Raw genomic sequence first — 20309 nt, forward strand, 5'->3', positions numbered from 1 at the left:
AACTAGCTATTATAATATAGAAGAGACCATAATTAAAATTAAGTATATAAAATGAATGTAGTAAAAGCTATATAAATTTATAAATGAGAGGAATATGATATATGAATAACAAAGTAGTTTTAGTAGTTGATTCTGGTAGCGATTTACCTATTGAATTTATAAATCAACCCAACATAGTAGGTCTACCTATTGGTTGTAATTTCAAAGGCCGAGATATAGAGGATTATTTTGGTCAGACTTTGGATATTAAAGAGTTTTATGATGGTTTAAGAACTGGAGATATGTATACTACATCCCAGATTAATGTATATAAATTTGAAGAAGCTTTTAAAAATATAGTAAAAGAAGGAAAAGCAATTATTTATATAGGACTATCTTCAGGGTTATCAGGAACTGTAAATAATGCAATAAATGCGTCTTTAAGTGTGAAAGAAGAATATCCAGATTGTGATATAACTATAATAGATACATTATCTGCTAGTATGGGAATAGGATTACTAGTATATAAGGTTTATGATATGATGAAAGAAAATAAATCAAAAGAAGAAATAGTTGAGTTTGCGGAAGGAATAAAACTAAAAATAAATCATTACTTTACAGTAGATGATTTAAAGCATTTAAAAAGAGGTGGAAGAGTATCAAGTTCTGCTGCAACGGTGGGAACTTTACTTAGTGTAAAACCGGTACTTCATATGAATAATGAGGGGAAACTAATACCTCTTAGTAAGGTTAGAGGTAGAAAAAAGGCTATGCTAGAGCTTGTAAAAAAATTTGAGGAAAGAAGCATAGGAGAAGAACAACTAATAACTATTTCTCATGGAGATTGTGTAGAAGATGCAAAGTTGTTAGAAGAGTTCTGTAGAAAAAGCGGAAGAGTTAAGGAGTGTATAATTAATAATTTAGGACCGACTATAGGTAGTCATACTGGAGCAGGATTATTAGCACTATTTTTTGTTGGTAATGGAAGAGAAGAGTAAACAAATTAGTAGATTGTGAGTATATAAGTATTATAGAGGTTAAATTACAACCTAATTAGCTTTAATATTTAAGATGGGAGGTTGATTATGAAGAGTATAAGATTACTTAAAATAATCAAAAGGATCAAAAGGAAATCCCAACTTAAAGATGAGATAATCAATAGAAAAAACTATGTATATAATAGAGCGAGAGCAAAGGCTTATGCTGAAGCTTATGCAGAGACTCCCAATGTAAAAGAATACCCTGTATTTAAGGATAATGACTGTGCTAATTTTATAAGTCAAGTTTTAGTAGCAGGCGGAATGAAAATGAAGGGGTCAGATTATAGAAAGTTTACAGATTGGTTTTGTTATACTAAAGATCCAATGGCTTTAAAGAAAGTTTCCCTGACATGGAGAAGTGCGGAATACTTTAGAAAATATTGGGGAAACAAAGATGGCCAAGGAAATAATATGGCAGATGAATTTAAGGAGTTAACAGTAGAAGAAGCAATAGCTAAGTTTGATGAACTATATACTTATATTATGATAGGTGATGTTATACAATATGCAGACAGTAACAAAAAAATATATCATTCTCAAGTAGTACATGCTAAAGAGTTTAATGTAGCATTAAACAGAAATGACTTATTCATAGCTCAGCATTCATTGAATAGAAAGCATGTATCTTTATACGAATACTTAAAATTATTAAAGAACAAAAAGGGAAGATATATTTATATTTATCATTTTTAATTGTTTAAAGTTTTGTAGATGTATTTCTACAAAACTTTTTTATTATTATTTACTATTAAAATATGGTAAGAAGGAATAAGTGGTATAATAGAAGTAAAACATATAGTATATAAAATAGAGTAATTTTGTAATAGATTTATATATGAATGTAAGAGGTTAATTATGATGGAGGTTAATATGGATAAATTAAATAGAAATGATAGTTGTTGGTGTGGAAGTGGATTAAAATACAAAAAGTGTCATATGGAGCAAGATAAGTATTTAGAAAAGCTAAGTGAACAGTATGGATATAAAATACCAAGAGAAATTATAAAATCTCAAAAGGATATAGATGGAATAAGAAAAAGTTGTGCTCTAACTAAAGATATACTAGATATGGTAGAAGAAAAAATAACAGTAGGAATATCTACAGAAGAAGTAAATAGATGGGTCCATGAATATACAGTATCCCATGGAGCATATCCAGCACCTTTGGGATATCATGGTTTTCCTAAGAGCACCTGTGTATCTATAAATAGTGTGGTTTGTCATGGTATACCAGACGAAGAAACTATAATAAAAGATGGTGATATAGTTAATGTTGATGTAACTTGTATTCTAGATGGTTATTATGGTGATTCAAATAGAACATTTCTCATGGGAAATGTTAGTGATAAAGCAAAAGATTTGGTACAAACTGCTAAAGAGTGCTTAAAGGTAGGAATAGAGCAAATAAAACCTTTTAATACTTTAGGAGACATAGGATTTGCTATAAATCAGCTTGCAACTAGCAAAGGATATTCTGTAGTTTATGATTATGGTGGTCATGGTGTAGGTAATGAATTTCATGAAGAACCTTTTGTTCCTCATATAGGACAAAAAGGCGAAGGGATGATTCTTCTACCAGGAATGACATTTACAGTAGAACCAATGATAAATGAAGGGGTACCAGAAACTGTTGTGTTAGATGATAACTGGACTGCCGTCACAGAAGATAACAAGTTATCTGCTCAGTGGGAACACACCATACTGGTTACTGAAGATGGTTATGAAATATTAACTTAATATATATTTGTACACAAGAGGGTTAAATTTTAATATTAAATTGAAGATTTTTGTCTAAAAATACAAGAAATTATTTTGTCATTAAGAAAATGTATAAGTACATTATTATGGTGTCGTATGGTATAATATGTAATAAAGATAGATAGTTATGAGTTATTTAACAATAATCTACATTAAACTTAATATTATTTTAATTAGGTAGGTACTAAATATGAAGATAATTAATGAAAGATATAAAATAGTGGAATTATTAAACCAAAATAGAATTTATTCTGTATATGAAGCCATAGACATATATAATAACATGTCTATGGTAAACATTTATGTTGTAAATAATTCTAATATAGAAAATAAAATAATTAATTATTGTATATCTGAATATGAAAAAATACCCACTATAAAAAATGATGTTATAAGAATTTTAGATTTTGGTGTAGTAAACAGTGTAGATAACAAGGATAAGATGGATAATTATTATTACACTACAGAAGTATATAGTGATTACAAGTTATTGCTAGATGCTGTAGAAGGCATTTCTGAAGAAATATTAATTAAAGTATTTTTAGAAATATGTGTAGTAGCACATAATCAAAGTTACAATTATATGAAAGTAGTTCCATTTAGTGATGACAATATATATGTAAGTTTAGATTTTAAAGTTAAATTAAAAGATAAATTAACCGCACTTTTACAATCAAGAGAAACAGGCATAGCTAGTTATTCAGAAGACATAGAAGAGGTTACTTCTAATAAATTTAAAGAAGAAAGATACTATATAAATAGATTATGTGAAATATTAATTAATATTTCATTAAAAAATAAAGGAAGATATAGGGATTCTAAAACTTGTAAAATAATTATAAAACACATGGAAAGTAATGAAGGGCAAGAATATAAAGAGTTATTTGGAGTAAAACTATATAATTTAATAGATAAACTATGTAGTAGTAGAGATAACTCAATAAATAGTATTTTTGATATTATTAAACAAGTTAATTCCATATATAACATGAACTTTAAATATCAAATTAATAGTGAAAAAAGAGAATTAAATTTTAATATCCCATTAATAGGTAGAGATGAAGAGCTAAAAATGATTATGGAGTCCATAAATCATATAGTTAAATATCATGAAACTAAAAATATTATATTAATTCATGGTGAAATAGGAATAGGTAAGACTCGGTTATTAAAACACATAAAATACATTATGAATGTTAAAGAAAATAAAAGACTTAGATGTTTTTATATGAAAAGTAATAAAGAAGAATCTACGAAGGTTACTATTGCACAGTTATTAAGAAAAATAGTGAGTATTGCAGATAAAAATTTAATTAATAAATATAAGAAAGAAATAATGCTGCTAGCTCCAGACATTTATGGAGATAATAATAATGAAAATTTAGGATATTTTAAACTAGAAAATAAAGAAAGACTTATACTTATAGCTAAGATATCATCATTTTTACAAGAGTATTACTATGATAACCCAGGGGTAATTATCATAGATGATATGAATATGTATGATACATTAACACTAAATTTAATTCAATATATGTTGAACAAAACCTATTTTAGGACTAATGTGCTTATTATTATTGGATATAGGGATGGTGATTGCCTTAATAATAATAATTTTACACAGTTTATTGAATACATTGCAGATAAAGTTGCGTTAAATGTTCACCTTAGATCATTAACAGAGAGCAATTCTGCAAAGATGCTAAGAAATATATTAAATGTTGAGAAGATATCCGATGAATTTATAAGTAGATTTTATAAATATTCAATGGGAAATCCATTATTCATTGAAGAGTCCTTAAAGGATTTATGTAATAGAGAAATCATATATTTAAACGAAGAAAATGGTAGATGGTATAAGCCTGATAACCATGATATGTATATGCCAGTGAATATGGAAAAGGTCTGTGAAGCCCAATTAAAAGATGTAGACAAACTATCCTATGAAATTTTATATATAATTTCATTTTTTTATACACCAATGCCAGTAAGAGTATTAAAAGATGTACTTACAACAAATGAAAGTGATGTAGATAATGTAGTTGCCCAGTTGGTTGCCAAGGGTATATTATATAGTTCCATAGGCGATAATGGATTTGTGTATACCTTTTATAATAAATTTTTAAGAAGTTATCTATATAAGGATTTAGAGCGATCTATAAAAGAAGATATTCATAGGAAAATTGTAGTAGTACTTGAACGATATTGCTATGATGAATTAAATATCTATATAGAAGAACTTATCTATCATCTTGAGATTTTAGGGCTTAGTAGAAAACTTATATACTACTATAAGAAGAACGAGCAGAGATTAGAGAATATAAACAGTGTGAATGAAGCTATAAGATATAGTTTTAAGATTCTTCAAATCATTGATAAGTTTCAAAATCGAGATGAATTTATTAATGATGAAATAGAAACTAATATGAATTTAGGTAAGTTATACAATAGTATATCTGAAAAAAGTGTAGCATTAGAATATTATATTAAAGCTCAAGAACTATGTAAGTTTCAGGATAAGATAATTACTAATATAGATATTATGGTAGAAATGATCTGGATATACATAGATTTGTGTATGGAAGAAGAGATTGAGCACTATACTAAGAAAATATCAAAAGCACTAGAAAATGTAGATTATTTAAAAGGTACTATAGAATACTTAAGAATAATAGTAAGAAATTCATATAATACTGGAAAGTATGAGAAGATTAAAGATGTATGTAAGGAAGGAATAAGCCTTTGTAAAGAAGAGCATATGGATTATAAAGTTGGTTTCTATAATAGCTATTGTAATGCACTGATTGCCCAATGTAAGGAAGAAGAAGCTTTAAAGATATTAAAAGGAACAGTTACTGAATGTTATGAAAAGAACTATACTAAGGCACTACCTAGAATATATAATAGCATTGGAGTTATATATGGTGATTATTATCAATATGGTGATGAAGCACTGAGTTGGTTTGATAGGCTTTATGAAATAAGTAAGATTGAACAAAACAAGTTTTATGAAGTAATAGCTTTATCTAATATGGGATTTTTTAGTTATGTTTTAGTAAATTATGATGAAGCATATAGGTGTTTAAATAAGGCCTCTAATATAGCTACTCAAAATGAATTAATATATATGAATTTTTATAATTATGTATATATGGCATCTACATTATATAAACAAGGAAAGTATTCTGAATGTTTTAGATATATAGATATATGCAACAAATATATAGAAAGAAATTCAATTTTTGAGCAAGAATTAGTTCCATACTATATATTGGAATATTATATAAATTCCTTAATTGGTAATAGACAAAAAGCTATGGATTATTTATTAGAAGGTAAAAAGGCTTTTGATAATACGAATTCTTTAATGAAATATAAAATGGAGCTACTTTGTATTATAAACAAGATACTCTTAGAGAGAAAAATGAAAAGTATAGAAGATGTAATTGAGGCTAGTGAAAAGATATTATATGTAGATTTAAGGGTGTCAATGTTATCCGATGGAGTTTTACAACTTTTAAATCAAGATTTAAATAGTGTAGCTACAGAAATATTTTATTACATTAAAAAGTTTGAACATGAAATAAAGTCTGATCTTAATAAATTGACTTTAATATATATTGAAGCTGTTATAGATAAATGTATGCCTATAGATGCCTTAGAAGAGGCATTAGCTCAATATAAGGATATTAAAAATTCTAATTTATCCTGGAAAATATATTATAAAATAGGATATACCTATTATGAGAATGGAGATAGGGCTAAAGCAGCGTTATATATTTCAGAGGCCTGTGATATAATACAGGATATATTATTGCAAATTCCTAAGAACTATAGAAAATCTTTTTTACAGAATCAAGGAAACATGGTGGATTGCTTTCGAATACTATTACAAATAAAAAGTTACTATAATCAAAGAAAAGGAATAAAGTTAGACCAAATAAATATTAATACAACAGAAAATATTGAAGATTTATTTCAAATTATATTAGAGAGTGATTTTGTAAATGAAGAATTTACAAAATCCTTAAAGGATTCATCTAAGGATTATCTTACAGATATTGATAGTATTGAGGACTTACTAAATAACTTATGTGGAAATAGTCAAGAAAGTATGGACATCATATGCAAATATATAAGTTATATTAGTTTAGCAACGAAAACTAATATAATAATCGAGAATAATAATAGATTTTCTATAGTGTCAAGTGATGGAAATGATGTAGAACTCCCAAATGATATGTCTATAGTTAACATAGCTAGAAATAAGGGAATACCTATTAGGTTAAGTAGAAAAGTTATTTGTGATGCCAATGGGAATATACTAAGTTATGATATCGAAAATGATATAAAAGCAGCTATGTGTATACCAATAACTCAAATTTCTAAAAACAGTAGAGGTATGAGTAAATATGATTATAATCATGATGTGTTAGGATATGTATATGTGGAAAGTAAAAGGAAATTAAATAACATAAATGAGGAGACAATGCACCAGTGTGTAACTATAGGTAAAATCTTGTATATGATAATTGATAAACTTAATATAAAAAGAAATTCTACTATAGACAAGTTGACTAAGACATTAACAAGAAGGTATTTAGAATCATTTATTCATGAACAGATAGACAGATCTTTTAATTTTAACTCTGAATTTTCAACTATAATGGTAGATATAGATAAATTTAAAACCATTAATGATACCTTTGGACATAGAATGGGTGACCAAGTATTAAGTAAGATATGTGAAGTAATTATAAAAAATATAAGACAAGATGATGCAGTAGGAAGATATGGTGGAGAAGAATTTATTATAGTATTACCTAATACAGGCATAGAGGAAGCTAAGAGTATAGCTGAAAGAATTAGAGTGAAAATTTATCAGGCAAAAGTTATGGGAGATAAAAGAGTAGTAACGGTAAGTTTAGGCGTAGCTAATTATCCTAATCATACGACTACCTATGAAGAGCTTATTGAAAAAACAGACCAAGCTTTATATGCAGCTAAAAATAGTGGTCGTAATGCTACTAGAGTATGGGAAGAATCCTATGGTTCTAAAATAAGCACTACAAATAAATTAAGTGGTATATTTGTAGGTAGTGAAAATCAAGACTATAAGAATGTATCAACTTTAATTGAATTCATAGATTTAATTAATTCAGAGGGAAATGTAGATGAAAAAATTGCCATTACAATTAATAGAATTACAGAAATTGTTGAAGCAGATTCATGTACATTGTTTACCATAAAACAAGGGGAATTAGTCAATAGATACTCTAAAACTATAGATGAAACACTGGATGAATTTGATGAAATACGTAAATACAATAAGATTAAGGCTACAATAAATTCAGGAGAAAATATTTGTGGAGTAGACTGGGATTGCATAGATGAATATGATGAAATTAAAAACATTCCTGATTTAAAATCTAATATTATAGTTTTATTAAAAGACAAAATAAATATAATTGGAGTAATATACTTAACAGCATCAATTAATCATAAGGAGTTTACTTATGATGAATTAAATTTTATTAATACTTTAGGTAAAATAATTGTTCCAATCCTAAAAGAATATCAATAATATTAAATTTATAGGTATGAAATTAGAGAGCTAGTTTCATACCTTTTATCATAAATAGATAATTAATAAAAACTTAAAAGTATATATTTTTATATATAGTATATATAAGATATACTTTAAGTAGGAGTTATAGCGCTTTTCCATAGGGAAAGGTACTTATAAGTTATTTAAAATTTATATTAAAATATAATAATGAATATTAAAGTTTGGGAGATAAATAATAGTAGTACTATTAAAAGATAAAACAATAAAATAGCAGGAGGAGAAAGATGAATTATAATTTAGGAAAAATATATCATGGATTTAAGTTGCATAGAGAAGAAAAGGTTGAAGAAATAAATTCTATAGCTAGAGTTTTTACACATGAAAAAACGGGGGCAAAATTATTACATCTGGAAAATGATGATTCTAACAAAGTATTTGCAATAGGGTTTAAAACACCACCAAGCGATGATACTGGAGTTGCTCATATATTAGAGCATAGTGTATTATGTGGTTCACGCAAATTTCCTACAAAAGAGCCCTTTGTAGAACTTATAAAAGGATCATTAAATACATTTCTAAATGCTATGACCTTTAGTGATAAAACTATATATCCACTAGCAAGTAAAAATGAAAAGGACTTTTTTAATTTAATGGATGTATATTTAGATGCAGTGTTTTATCCTAATATATATAATACAAAGGAAATTTTAATGCAAGAAGGTTGGCATTATGAATTAGAAAATGCTGAAGATGAGCTAACTTATAAGGGTGTAGTTTATAATGAAATGAAAGGAGCCTTTTCATCACCAGATGGAGTGTTAATGAGAGGAATTCAAAAATCTTTATTTGAACATAATACCTATGGATTTGAATCAGGTGGAGATCCAGAATTCATACCAGATTTAACTGAAGAGGAGTTTTTAGGATTTCATAGTAAATACTACCATCCATCTAACAGCTATATATTCTTATATGGAGATGGAAACTTAGATGAAAGATTAGCATTTATTAATGACAATTACTTAAGCAATTTTGAAAAAAAGGATATTGATGCTGAAATATTACCAGAGAAGCCTTTTAAAGAAATGAAAGAGGTTGTAACAGAATACTCTATTTCTAATGAAGATAATGAAGATGAAAAAACTTTCATGGCATTAAACTTTGTTACTGGAGAATGTACTAATGATGAATTATATATTAGTCTAAGTGTTTTAGAATATCTTTTATTAGAAACTCAAGGAGCTCCATTAAAACAAGCAATCCTTGATGCTAATCTAGGAAAGGATGTATATGGAAGTTTTGATAATGGGATTTTACAACCGGTATTTAGTATAGTACTTAAAAATAGTGATGCAAATAAAAAAGAAGAATTTAAGAATGTAGTGTTTGATACATTAAAATCTTTAGTTAAAAATGGAATTGATAAAAAACTAATAGAGGCATGCATAAACATTACAGAATTTAAGTTAAGAGAAGCAGATTTTCAGGGCATGCCTAAAGGGTTATTCTATTATATGACAGTTATGGATAGCTGGCTACATGATGGAGATCCTTTAATTCACTTAAAATATGAAAAAAATATGGAAAAAATAAAGAAAGCACTAACTTCAAATTATTTTGAACAACTAATTGAAAAATATATATTAAACAATAATCATAGCTCATTAATAGTATTAGCGCCTAAAAGGGGTTTAGCAGATGAAAAGGATAAAAAATTAAGAAGTGGATTAAAGGAATATAAAGAAAATCTGTCTGTTGAGGAAATACAAGACATAATTAATGAAACAAAGTCTTTAATAAATAGACAAAATACTCCTGATCCAGAGGAAATATTAGAAACAATACCAGTATTATCTATAGATGATATAGACCAGAAAGTTGAAGAATTGAGTGTTATAGAGGAGGATGCTTCCGGAGTGAAGCTACTTCATCATGATGCATTTACAAGTAAAATTGCTTACTTAGATTTTATGTTTGATAACAGAACCATAGCACAAGAAGATATTTCCTATCTAAGTCTATTAACCACACTACTAGGCAAAATTAATACTAAAACCTATAGTTATGTAGATTTATCTAATGAAATACTAATTAATACAGGTGGAATATATTTTAAAAATGAAGTATATGGCGATAGTAAAGATGTCCTTAGATATAGTACTTACCTTGAAGGACATTGTAGTGTAGTAGTAGATAGAGTTCCAAGAGCTTTAGAAATATTGGCAGATATAATTAAGAATACATCCTTTGAAGATAAAAAGAGAATAAGAGAACTTATAAGAGTTTTAATATCAAGAATAGAAATGAAGCTTATGGATAGAGGACATCAAGTTGCAACTACAAGATTAGGAGCTTATTTCTCTCCTGCTTATGAATATATAGAAAAAACTTCAGGATATGAGTATTATAAATTCTTAAAGGAGATAGAAAATAACTTTGATGATAGAATAGATAGTGTTATTTTGAAATTTCAAGCTATAATGAATAAGGTATTTAATAAAAATAGTTTAATAGTGGCAGTAACTGGTAAAGATGAAGAAGTTAGTGCTGTAAAGAAGAATGTTTCAGAGATATTAGAAGTATTATCTGATGAAGAAGTACAAATTAATAAGTATAGTTTCCATGAAGAAAACAAAAATGAAGGAATGCTTACTCCATCTAATGTTCAATATGTGGCAAAGGGATATAACTATAAAAAATTAGGATATGAATACACAGGAAAGTTATTAGTGCTAAAAACTATAATTGGCATGGATTATCTATGGAATAAAGTTAGAGTACAGGGTGGAGCTTATGGAGCTTTTGCTAATGTAGTGAGAAGTGGTAATTTTATGTTTGCTAGTTATAGAGACCCTAATATAAAAGAGACCTTAAAGACTTATGATAATGCAGCTAAATACTTGGATAAATTTACAACTACAGATAGAGAGATGCTAAAATACATTATAGGAACTATAAGTGAACTAGATATGCAATTAACTCCATCCATGGCAGGAGATGCAGCAGTTAGCTATTATATAAGAAGAATATCTAAGGCGGATAGACAGCAGGAAAGAAAAGAAGTGTTATCTACTACAGTTAAGGATATTAATAACTTCTCAAAATTAGTAGCAGATGTTATGAAGATGAATTATATAGTGGTTCTTGGTAATGATGGTAAGATTAAAGAAAATAAAGATGTATTTAAAAACTTAGAAAATGTGTTTAACTAAGGGGGGAGAAATTTAATCAGAAGTTATAATTTACTTATGAATTCTGATTAATATTAATTATGATAAATGATAGTATATATGGAGAAGGAGAGATCGCTCTAGAAGATGCAATAGGAGAAATGCTAGTTAATAAGGGTTTAACTATTTCTACTGCAGAATCATGTACAGGAGGAATGGTTGTAGCAAGATTAATTAACTATCCTGGTATATCAAAAAGTTTACTTGAAGGAGTAGTAACCTATAGTAATGAAGCCAAAATCAATAGAATTAACGTAAAAAGAGAAACTCTTGAGAAATTTGGAGCTGTTAGCCATCAGGTAGCAGCTCAAATGGCTGAAGGAATAGCGAAGACTTCAGGAGCTGATATAGGAATATCAACTACAGGAGTAGCAGGTCCAGGTGGAGGAACTGCTGAGAAACCAGTAGGAAGAGTATATATAGGATTATATTATAAAGGCAAGGTTACAACAAAAGAATTAAACCTTTCTGGAGATAGGCAAGAAATAAGAGAAAAATCTACTATAAATATTTTAGATATGTTAAGAAATGAATTATTAAATGATAAATTAATATAAAAAAGTAAAGCACCCATGTAAATGAGGGTGCTTTACTTTTTATGTTTATGCTTATTTTTATTATCCTTATTAATTAAAATAGAAGACAAATCAGTACCAATTAAGTTGTTAATATTTATATATCCATTACCTTGTTTATATTTTTTATCATTTATCAAGGTTGAATTTATTCTCAATAAAGTATATATATCATCAAAGGTAAACTCGTTGTTTATTTCAAATAATAGTGCACAGATACCTGCTATAAAAGCACAGGATATAGAGGTTCCACTACGAATAGTATAAGGTGATGTAAGAGGTGGGGGATATATTTTTTCACCATCTTTCTCAGATATATAATTACAGTCAGTGTTTAAAGATATAATATCATCACTGGCAGCAACAAAATCAGGTTTTTTTAATATTTTATTAGAGCCGCAACAGGAATAATCACTTATTTTATAAGTAGAATTTGTATCTATTCCACCTATTGTAAGCACTTTATCAGATAGAGCAATACCTTTTATAGTATCTTCTTTATCTTCATTATTACCAGCAGGTACAACTATTATTATGTTTTTATTTCTAAGTATAGTAAAAATTTTATCATATAGAGATAAAATAAACTTATTTAAAGTAGTTATTTCAAAAGGTGCACATACTATTTTTATATTAAATTCATCAATACTATTATATAAACATTCCAAAGCAAATAAAGTAGCTGAAATATACCCTTTACCAAGCTTATTAAAGGCTTTTACCATAACTAAATGGCTATTAACAGCAATGCCATGCTGTTTTACTTTTTTATTTGTACCTTCTCCACATATTAATCCAGAAATAAAAGTCCCATGACCATTGTCATCATAAGGGTATGTTGAACCATTAATTATATCAATAAATTTTTTTACTTTATTTGATGGGGTAGATAAATCTATATGTGGATACACGCCGCTATCAATAATACCAATACCTATGCCTTTACCGGAAACCTCTTTATTTTTTAACACTTCAAATCTTTTATTGTCTAAAAAAATTCCATTGGCATGAAGGATATTTTTGTTGCATAAAAATGCTATGTCGTCAATGCATATATATTTGACTTCCGGAAGCTCTATAATTCTTTTAATAGCTCTTTTGGTAGCAAGTACACATAAACAATGCAAGGATTTAATATTATACAAGACTTCACCTTTTGAGGATTTAATGTTTTTCTCTATTGAATTTTTAATGCTACCATATTTAATTATTATTCTATATCTATTATAAATATCATTATCCATCACATTTTTGAGAGTTGGATCAAGTTTTTTATTAAAAAGCATAAAATACTCCTTATATACTTATTACACTTATTAGTATATGTAAACTAGGAGTATTTGTTAAAGCTTTTATTTATTATAAAAATAAAAGCTAAGATTAAGAATTTTTATATTCTAATCTTAGCTTTTAAAGCTTTGTAAATTTTATTATAAATTATATATGTTCTTACACATAGAGAAAAATGCTCTTGCAATAGGAGTAAGAGTTCTTTTAGAACTTACTATTAAGAAAAGATCTCTTCTTAAGTCTACATTTTCTACTCGACTTATACACATGTTACCACTAATAAAGCCATCATCACATAGGCTTTTACTAATTATAGAAATTCCTAATCCTAGATTAATAAGTTTAAGTTGAGCATGTACACTATTTACCTCACAAAGAACTTTTAATTTCTTAGGATCTATTTTGTTAGCATGAAGCTGAGATTCTAAAGTATGTCGAGTGGCAGATTCTTTTTCTCTTATTATAAAAGGATATTTTATTAAATCATCAATAGAAATAGTTTCAGGTAAATTTAATTTAGGATTAGAAACAATAACAAGTTCATCTTCCATTATCTTATAACTATTTATTTTTGAATTATCTATGATTGTACCAACTAAACCAATTTCACATTTAAGATCTATAATATCTTTAATTATAGATACAGAACCTTGTTCTTTAATGTTAAATTTAACGTTTGAGTAGAGTTCACTAAAGGTTGAAACAAGAGTAGGTAGTAAGGAATTGCATGGAGTAGTGCTAGCAGCAATGTTTAAGACACCAGTAATATTATTATTGAAGTTAGATAGATCGGTGATAGCATTATTCCTTAAATTTATAATATCATTAGCATATTGTAGAAAAGATTCTCCTACAGGTGTAAGATTAACTTCCTTAGATGTTCTATCAAATAATTGAATATTAAGTTCTTTTTCTAAACTAGAAATATGAGAACTTATAGTAGGTTGAGATAGGTAAATAGCATTTGCAGCCTTAGAAAAACTTCTAAGTTTAGACACTGTAATAAATGCTTCTAATTGTTTAAAATCCATAGTCTACCTCCTATTAATAATAATTTAAGATTTAATAATTCGATTTATATGAAAAAAGATTTCTATTTGAGAACAGTTAAAACTCCTTACGAAAAAATAGAAAAGATAGAAGCTATCCTTTCCATTTAAAAACTATAATTCCAACTATCATTATGACAACACCGATGCATTCTCGTATTCCATATCCAGCTTCAGTAGAGCCAAACCAACCAAAATGATTGATAAGTGCAGCTGCAATAAGTTGGGCAATAAGAATAGTTGCTACAGCTATAGCCGGACCAAGACTAGACATACCCTTAATTACTGTAAACGTAATAACAGCACCCAATACTCCGGCCAAAAGGTAAAGTTTGTTAGCATCTTTTAAATTTCTAAAGGTACCGTCACCTGCAAAGAATAACACTATTAGGGCAGTTATAAGTGCAATAGCTTGGGTTAATACTGTGGTCTCCCATAGTCCAATTTTTTTTGAGAGTTCTGTATTAAATACACCTTGAACACTCATAGTTACCCCTGCAATTATTGAGAAAATTATACCCAACATAAAAACTTTCACCATCCTTTTAAAGATAGCTTACCCTAATATGGATATAATTATTTAAAATTTAAGGGGTATATCTTCGCTTAATTTTATTAATTATAAAGTTAAAATCATAGAAAAGAAATTGTTTTTAATATTAAAACTCTTTTAAATCATAACTTTTAACTAAGGTATCCCTTCTATTGTTGAGTTGTTTCCAAATCTCGATTTTATTTATCTTAGTAAAATTAAACAAATCAGTTTTATCTTTATTTTCATCTAAGGTAAATAAGTCATTTGAATAAGCCTTTCTAATTGCGTTGTTAGCATTAGAAATAGGCATGTTAAAATAGGATAGTGTTGAGAAATCTTTAACACTTATACCATGAGTATTAAACATGTCAAACATGCTTCTAGATATCTTGTTTATGTATCCTTTATCTTTAACTTTTAAGTTTACGGTATTAGATGTATCGTTAATGAAAATGTCATTATCAATTCCAACTTTAAATTTTTTATAAGGAGATAAAATTTTTGAGATTATCTCATCTAATTTATCAAGCTCTGTATTAGAGACAGAACCTAGAGGAATGTACAAATTAGATATGTTTTTATACAACTTATATTTCTTATTTAAAAATTTTTGGATAGATATAATGTCATCAACAGATTTATCATCCACCAATGCAACTAAATAATATTTCATTTTTTCCTCCCGAATGTAGATTTTTATTATAAAGTATTATATCATTATAAAATACTTTAACGCTACAATTAACAGTATTATAACATATAATAATAGGTTATAATAGACATATATAGTTAATTATATTTTTACTTTTATATGTATATAAAAATAAAAATTAAAAATTACACTTATAAATTTAAAATTTTTATTAAAATATACGAACATTGTGATATAATTATAATTATGAGATTTTAACATTTAAGAATTAGGTTTAATTGACATAGATATAGATAGACATGGAATTAAGTTAACATATGTAAAGTATGGACATTATATAAATAGTGAGGATGATACCTGTATGGAAAAATTAGTTATAAATGGAGGCAATCCATTATTTGGAAATGTAAATATTAATGGCGCAAAAAATGCAGCTGTAGCAATTTTACCAGCAGCAATTTTAGCATCTAAGGGAGTTTGTACAATAGAGAATGTTCCTAATATAGAAGATATAAATTGTTTAGAAATTATTTTAGAATATTTAGGATGTAAGGTAGAATCAAGTTGTAATTCAATAAAAATTGATAGCACAAATATAGTAACAACCAATGCTACAATCCCAGAAGTAAGGAATATGAGAGCATCCTATTACTTATTAGGATCATTATTATCTAGATTTAAAAAAGCTAGAGTAGAACTTCCAGGGGGCTGCCCTATTGGAGATAGACCAATAGATCAGCATATCAAAGGATTTGAAGCCTTAGGAGCTACAGTTACCATAGAACATGGTGCAGTAAATCTGGTTGCAGAAAAATTAGTTGGAACAACTATATATTTTGATGTAGTTAGCGTAGGAGCTACTATAAATATCATGCTTGCAGCAGTTCTTGCGGAAGGAACTACAGTTTTAGAGAATGCAGCAAAAGAACCACATGTAGTAGACGTGGCCAACTTCTTAAATACTATGGGGGCAAATGTAAAAGGTGCTGGAACGGATGTAATAAAGATTACTGGAGTAGAGGAACTTTCAGGATGTAATTATTCAGTTATACCAGATCAAATTGAAGCTGGAACCTTTATGATAGCAACAGCAGCTTGTGGTGGAGATGTTACATTAAATAATGTAATACCAAAACACTTAGAATCTATTTCAGCAAAGCTTTTGGAAATGGGTGTAGAAGTTATAGAAGATGAGGATAAAGTTATAGTTAGAAGTGGAAATAACCTTAAAGGTGTAAATATAAAGACTTTACCATATCCAGGATTTCCAACAGATGTACAACAGCCAATGAGTACTCTTTTAACTATGGCGCAAGGAAGAAGCATTGTAAATGAAAGTATATATGAATCAAGATTTAAGCATATAGATGAGTTAAAGAAGATGGGTGCAAATGTTAAAATAGAAGGTAGAATAGCTATAATAGATGGAGTTAAAAATTTATCTGGAGCTAATGTTAAAGCTACAGATTTAAGAGCAGGTGCAGCTTTAGTTATTGCAGGTCTTTCAGCCCAAGGAAAAACTGAAGTTGAAGGCATTGAGCATATAGATAGAGGATATTTGTATATAGAAGAAAAATTTAAAGCTTTAGGTGCAGATATTAGAAGAGTAAATATATAAGTTTTATATGTATTTTAGATACTAGATTGAGGAGATAATTATGAAATTTTGCCCATTATTTAGTGGTAGCAGTGGGAATAGTATATTTGTATCAGAAAACAATAGTAACATTCTAGTGGATGTGGGAATGCCAGGTAAGGCTATCGATAAAGAATTAGGGGACATAGGTATAAATCCTAATTCTATACATGGTATATTTATTACTCATGAACATTCAGATCACATTAAAGGGGCCGGAGTATTTTCAAGGAAATACGATATTCCTATATATGCACCAAGTCTCACCTGGGAAGCCATGGATGGGAAAATCGGAAGTATTAAGGAGAAAAATATAAAAATAATTGATGGTAAGTTTACTGAAATTAATGATTTGACCATAGAGAATTTTCCTATACCTCACGATGCAGTATGCCCTAGAGGTTATAGAGTACATGGCTCTAAAAAATCATGTTGTATAGCTACTGATTTAGGTCACTTTTCTATAGAAGTAAAAATGGCACTAGAAGATAGTGATATGATTTTAATAGAGAGTAATCATGATATAGAAATGGTTAAATTTGGACCATATCCATATCCATTAAAGCAAAGAATACTAAGTGCAAAAGGACATTTATCCAATGAAGATTGTGGTAAAGCTATAGTAGATATTTTAAAAGGAAATCACAAAACTATATACTTAGGGCATCTAAGTAAAACAAATAATTATCCGGAGCTTGCTTATGAAACTGTAGCAAGTGTATTAAGGGAAAACAATATTAGCGTAGAAAAAGATATAGAATTAAAAATGTGCAATAGAGATAGGCATAGTATATTATCAGAAATATAAACAGAGTTCTTAGCTTCTTTGAAGCTCTAGAAATCGTTATCCAGGGACGTAGCCACTCTTTACTCCAACTTTGAAGAATATGGTAGTATTAGAGTGGGTAGCCATCGGATAAAAAGTTTGGTTAGTAATAGGAGGTGTAGAATGAAAAAGAAGACCTTTAGTTTAGTATTAACAATAACAGTAGTTGTAATAGCACTAGTTGTAGGCGGAATTTACCTTACAAAAACTATGAGTATAAAGAAAGATAAGGCAAGTATAATAAGTAAAGAGAAACTTGAAAATACTAAAGGAGCTACAGAGGATGATGGCTATATTGATATAACTTTATATTTTGGAGGAGATGCTGAAAAGTCCGAGCTCATAAAGGAAGAGAGACTAATTAATAGTGAGGATTTAATAGGTGAGATGATCATGCAAGAACTCATCAAAGGGCCAGCTAAAGTTAGTGAAAAAAGCAAGCCTATTTTACCAAAGGAAACAAGACTTTTAAGTTTTTCTATTAAGGATGGCATAGCAAATATTAATTTAAGCCCAGAAGCTATGTTTCAAATGTCTGAAGTTCAAGAAGTAACAATACTTAAGTCTATATCAAACTCTTTGAGTCAGTTGAAATCTGTGAGTAAAATAATGATTACAGTAAATAATCAAGGTGTTGAAAGTTTAGGTGGAAACTATAATATATCAAAACCATTTACCAAGGATGAAATAGTTACTTTAAAAATACAGAAATAATATATTATTGAAAGATAAATAAAAATTTATTATAATTAATAAAATAGATAAACAAATTTTGTTATAAAGAAGGAGAAAATAACATGAGCATATATAGCAATTGGACAAATTATGTTGTAGAGTATGTAAAAGAAAATGGAGAACCTGCATTTTGGAAAGAGTATGCAAAGGTTGAAAAATCAATATATACAAAAGCCTTAGCAATTGATGGCGGTGTTATTAGTGGAAAGTTCTCTGAATTAGTTAAAGAATTTGACGTTAATGAAATTTACTTTATGGGATTCTTAGATGGAATAAATGAAAGTATAGATAAAGAATTAGATCTTGAAGCTATAGAAAGTGATTCAGAAGTTAGCTTCAAAATAGATTATGAAAAACTATACTTCAATATGCTTGATTCTAAAGCAGACTATCTTTATACATTATCACAATGGGATAGAATATTCTCACCAGAAAAAAGAAAAGAGATACAAAAAACTTGGAGAGAATCAAAAACAGTAATAAATGAAGTTAAAGTAGGTAGAAATGATGCATGTCCTTGTGGAAGTGGTAAAAAGTACAAGAAATGTTGCGGAAAATAATATAAACATTAGCCCTAGTGAATTTTTTATTCATTAGGGTTTTTTATATATGTATTATTGTAAGATATTCTATATATGGCTATGATATAATTAATTATATGATAAATTTACAGGGGGATTGTTTATGGATAAAAATATGAAATGGCTAAAGGAAAGTAGGGTTAATAGTACAATTAATTCACTTAAAAAGAATGGTATGAATGGCTATTTAGTAAATAGTCATGAAGAACTCATTGAGAAAATTAATGAACTTACCAATGATGGTGATACAGTAAGTTGTGGTGGTTCAATGAGCCTATTTGAAACTGGAGTTATTGATTATTTAAGAAGTGGAAAATATAATTTCCTAGACAGATATGAGGATGGGTTAAGTAAGGATGATTTGAAAAAATTATATAGAAACACTTTCTCTGCTGACGTATATTTTACTAGTACTAATGCAATTACAGAAAAAGGAGAGTTATACAATGTAGATGGCAATGGAAATAGGGTAGCAGCTATGTTATATGGTCCAGATAAAGTAATAATCATAGCAGGAATAAATAAAATTGTAGAGAATATTGAAGAAGCCATTAAGAGAAATGAAAGAGTATCAGCACCTGCAAATTGCAAAAGATTAAATAGAGCTACTCCTTGTGTAAAGGTAGGCCATTGTATGGATTGTTCAAGTGAAGAGAGAATTTGCAATGAATATACTATAATAAGAAGACAGGGAAATAAGGATAGAATACATGTAATTTTCTTGAATGAGGAATTAGGATATTAATTAAAATACGAATATTAGAGTAAGTGCTTTGGCAAAATAAGTTAGTCTAAAATATTTTGCTAAAGCACTTTTTATAACTATATGAAAGATAATGAAAATTAAAGAAAGA

14 protein-coding genes and 1 pseudogene are annotated in these 20309 nt (G+C 28.0%); 11 read left to right on the forward strand and 4 right to left on the reverse strand.

What is annotated here, in order from left to right; genetic code table 11:
• Positions 1–101: 101 nt before the first annotated feature.
• The 6 genes and pseudogenes from B2P65_RS07450 to B2P65_RS07475 form a co-directional block, all read left to right on the forward strand.
• Positions 102–977, forward strand: coding sequence for a DegV family protein (locus B2P65_RS07450; RefSeq protein ID WP_346849192.1), 876 nt, complete (start codon positions 102–104; stop codon positions 975–977).
• An 87-nt stretch (positions 978–1064) separates the two neighbouring features.
• Positions 1065–1712 (forward strand): amidase domain-containing protein, encoded by a 648-nt coding sequence (locus tag B2P65_RS07455; protein WP_346849193.1) that lies wholly within the window; start codon positions 1065–1067, stop codon positions 1710–1712.
• A 177-nt stretch (positions 1713–1889) separates the two neighbouring features.
• Positions 1890–2756, forward strand: a complete 867-nt coding sequence (map, locus tag B2P65_RS07460; RefSeq protein ID WP_346849194.1) for a type I methionyl aminopeptidase — start codon at positions 1890–1892, stop codon at positions 2754–2756.
• Between the two features lie 211 nt (positions 2757–2967).
• Positions 2968–8361, forward strand: coding sequence for a diguanylate cyclase (locus B2P65_RS07465; RefSeq protein ID WP_346879886.1), 5394 nt, complete (start codon positions 2968–2970; stop codon positions 8359–8361).
• A 269-nt stretch (positions 8362–8630) separates the two neighbouring features.
• Positions 8631–11558 carry an insulinase family protein gene (locus B2P65_RS07470; protein ID WP_346879887.1) on the forward strand — a complete coding sequence of 976 codons (2928 nt, stop codon included), beginning with the start codon at positions 8631–8633 and terminating at the stop codon, positions 11556–11558.
• A 62-nt stretch (positions 11559–11620) separates the two neighbouring features.
• Positions 11621–12133, forward strand: a pseudogene (locus B2P65_RS07475) (nicotinamide-nucleotide amidohydrolase family protein); the annotation flags it as partial.
• A gap of 32 nt (positions 12134–12165) precedes the next feature.
• Here the strand turns inward: B2P65_RS07475 and B2P65_RS07480 are convergent.
• The 4 genes from B2P65_RS07480 to B2P65_RS07495 form a co-directional block, all read right to left on the reverse strand.
• The gene (locus B2P65_RS07480; protein ID WP_346849197.1) at positions 12166–13437 is read right to left on the reverse strand and encodes a S8 family serine peptidase; all 1272 of its coding nucleotides are present in this window, start codon (positions 13435–13437) and stop codon (positions 12166–12168) included.
• A 144-nt stretch (positions 13438–13581) separates the two neighbouring features.
• A complete protein-coding gene (locus tag B2P65_RS07485; RefSeq protein ID WP_346849198.1) occupies positions 13582–14472 on the reverse strand; it encodes a selenium metabolism-associated LysR family transcriptional regulator in 891 nt (296 codons plus the stop codon).
• Positions 14473–14584: 112 nt separating this feature from the next.
• Positions 14585–15016, reverse strand: coding sequence for a DMT family transporter (locus B2P65_RS07490; protein ID WP_346849199.1), 432 nt, complete (start codon positions 15014–15016; stop codon positions 14585–14587).
• A gap of 133 nt (positions 15017–15149) precedes the next feature.
• Positions 15150–15698: a hypothetical protein gene (locus tag B2P65_RS07495; protein ID WP_346849200.1), complete on the reverse strand. Its 549-nt coding sequence runs from the start codon at positions 15696–15698 to the stop codon at positions 15150–15152.
• 340 nt (positions 15699–16038) lie between these two features.
• On the opposite strand from B2P65_RS07495, the gene B2P65_RS07500 reads away from it, so the two are divergent.
• The 5 genes from B2P65_RS07500 to B2P65_RS07520 all read left to right on the forward strand — a co-directional run bounded on the left by B2P65_RS07500 (position 16039) and on the right by B2P65_RS07520 (position 20200).
• Positions 16039–17295 (forward strand): UDP-N-acetylglucosamine 1-carboxyvinyltransferase, encoded by a 1257-nt coding sequence (locus tag B2P65_RS07500; protein WP_150844350.1) that lies wholly within the window; start codon positions 16039–16041, stop codon positions 17293–17295.
• A gap of 40 nt (positions 17296–17335) precedes the next feature.
• The gene (locus B2P65_RS07505) at positions 17336–18121 is read left to right on the forward strand and encodes an MBL fold metallo-hydrolase (protein WP_346849201.1); all 786 of its coding nucleotides are present in this window, start codon (positions 17336–17338) and stop codon (positions 18119–18121) included.
• 141 nt (positions 18122–18262) lie between these two features.
• Positions 18263–18853, forward strand: coding sequence for a GerMN domain-containing protein (locus B2P65_RS07510; protein ID WP_346849202.1), 591 nt, complete (start codon positions 18263–18265; stop codon positions 18851–18853).
• Positions 18854–18936: 83 nt separating this feature from the next.
• A complete protein-coding gene (locus tag B2P65_RS07515; RefSeq protein ID WP_035134596.1) occupies positions 18937–19434 on the forward strand; it encodes an SEC-C metal-binding domain-containing protein in 498 nt (165 codons plus the stop codon).
• Between the two features lie 124 nt (positions 19435–19558).
• A complete protein-coding gene (locus tag B2P65_RS07520; protein ID WP_346879888.1) occupies positions 19559–20200 on the forward strand; it encodes a lactate utilization protein in 642 nt (213 codons plus the stop codon).
• The last annotated feature ends 109 nt before the right edge of the window (positions 20201–20309 follow it).

Source organism: Clostridium sp. UBA3061, from assembly GCF_002367465.1.
Classification (GTDB): domain Bacteria; phylum Bacillota; class Clostridia; order Clostridiales; family Clostridiaceae; genus Clostridium_J; species Clostridium_J sulfidigenes.

What these genes read in the sequence shown, in the direction of transcription:
- B2P65_RS07470 (WP_346879887.1), top strand. Translation starts at nt 8,631, where the DNA reads ATGAATTATAATTTAGGAAAAATATATCATGGATTTAAGTTGCATAGA.
- B2P65_RS07485 (WP_346849198.1), bottom strand. Translation starts at nt 14,472, where the DNA reads ATGGATTTTAAACAATTAGAAGCATTTATTACAGTGTCTAAACTTAGA.
- B2P65_RS07500 (WP_150844350.1), top strand. Translation starts at nt 16,039, where the DNA reads ATGGAAAAATTAGTTATAAATGGAGGCAATCCATTATTTGGAAATGTA.
- B2P65_RS07480 (WP_346849197.1), bottom strand. Translation starts at nt 13,437, where the DNA reads ATGCTTTTTAATAAAAAACTTGATCCAACTCTCAAAAATGTGATGGAT.
- B2P65_RS07510 (WP_346849202.1), top strand. Translation starts at nt 18,263, where the DNA reads ATGAAAAAGAAGACCTTTAGTTTAGTATTAACAATAACAGTAGTTGTA.
- B2P65_RS07465 (WP_346879886.1), top strand. Translation starts at nt 2,968, where the DNA reads ATGAAGATAATTAATGAAAGATATAAAATAGTGGAATTATTAAACCAA.
- B2P65_RS07495 (WP_346849200.1), bottom strand. Translation starts at nt 15,698, where the DNA reads ATGAAATATTATTTAGTTGCATTGGTGGATGATAAATCTGTTGATGAC.
- B2P65_RS07450 (WP_346849192.1), top strand. Translation starts at nt 102, where the DNA reads ATGAATAACAAAGTAGTTTTAGTAGTTGATTCTGGTAGCGATTTACCT.
- B2P65_RS07455 (WP_346849193.1), top strand. Translation starts at nt 1,065, where the DNA reads ATGAAGAGTATAAGATTACTTAAAATAATCAAAAGGATCAAAAGGAAA.
- B2P65_RS07520 (WP_346879888.1), top strand. Translation starts at nt 19,559, where the DNA reads ATGGATAAAAATATGAAATGGCTAAAGGAAAGTAGGGTTAATAGTACA.
- B2P65_RS07505 (WP_346849201.1), top strand. Translation starts at nt 17,336, where the DNA reads ATGAAATTTTGCCCATTATTTAGTGGTAGCAGTGGGAATAGTATATTT.
- B2P65_RS07515 (WP_035134596.1), top strand. Translation starts at nt 18,937, where the DNA reads ATGAGCATATATAGCAATTGGACAAATTATGTTGTAGAGTATGTAAAA.
- map (WP_346849194.1), top strand. Translation starts at nt 1,890, where the DNA reads ATGGATAAATTAAATAGAAATGATAGTTGTTGGTGTGGAAGTGGATTA.
- B2P65_RS07490 (WP_346849199.1), bottom strand. Translation starts at nt 15,016, where the DNA reads ATGTTGGGTATAATTTTCTCAATAATTGCAGGGGTAACTATGAGTGTT.